The sequence below is a fragment of the Desulfovibrio desulfuricans genome (assembly GCF_024460775.1).
In the GTDB taxonomy this organism is placed as follows: Bacteria; Desulfobacterota; Desulfovibrionia; order Desulfovibrionales; family Desulfovibrionaceae; genus Desulfovibrio; species Desulfovibrio desulfuricans_E.
This window is the reverse complement of sequence record NZ_JANFYZ010000054.1, coordinates 1-288: the sequence shown is the minus strand read 5'-3', so window position 1 is coordinate 288 and position 288 is coordinate 1. Positions and strand designations below refer to the sequence as shown.

1 protein-coding gene is annotated in these 288 nt (G+C 39.6%); it reads left to right on the top strand.

What is annotated here, in order from left to right:
- The first annotated feature begins 59 nt into the window (after positions 1-59).
- A complete protein-coding gene (locus NE637_RS15375; RefSeq protein ID WP_004847683.1) occupies positions 60-275 on the top strand; it encodes an RNA-binding S4 domain-containing protein in 216 nt (71 codons plus the stop codon).
- The last annotated feature ends 13 nt before the right edge of the window (positions 276-288 follow it).

Genomic DNA, 288 nt, shown 5'->3' with positions numbered 1-288 from the left:
GTTATATTTATCTTATTCTTCCTGTAAATTTTAACGCAGCAGTATAAAAGGAGTAAAATATGGAATTTTTTCATTTGAGAGCCGGAGAAGAATTTATCCGGCTCGGACAGGTTTTAAAAGCAGCCGGATTTGTTGAGAACGGCGGGCAGGCAAAAGAAGTAATACAAGACGGATTTGTCAGTGTAAACGGAGAAGTTGAGACGAGAAGAGGTCGTAAACTGTATCCGAACGACGTTGTATCTTACGAAGAAAATGAGTTGACGGTCAAACAATAAAGGGTGAATCCGA

Coding starts and splice junctions, on each gene's coding strand:
- NE637_RS15375 (WP_004847683.1), top strand. CDS start 60: ATGGAATTTTTTCATTTGAGAGCCGGAGAAGAATTTATCCGGCTCGGA.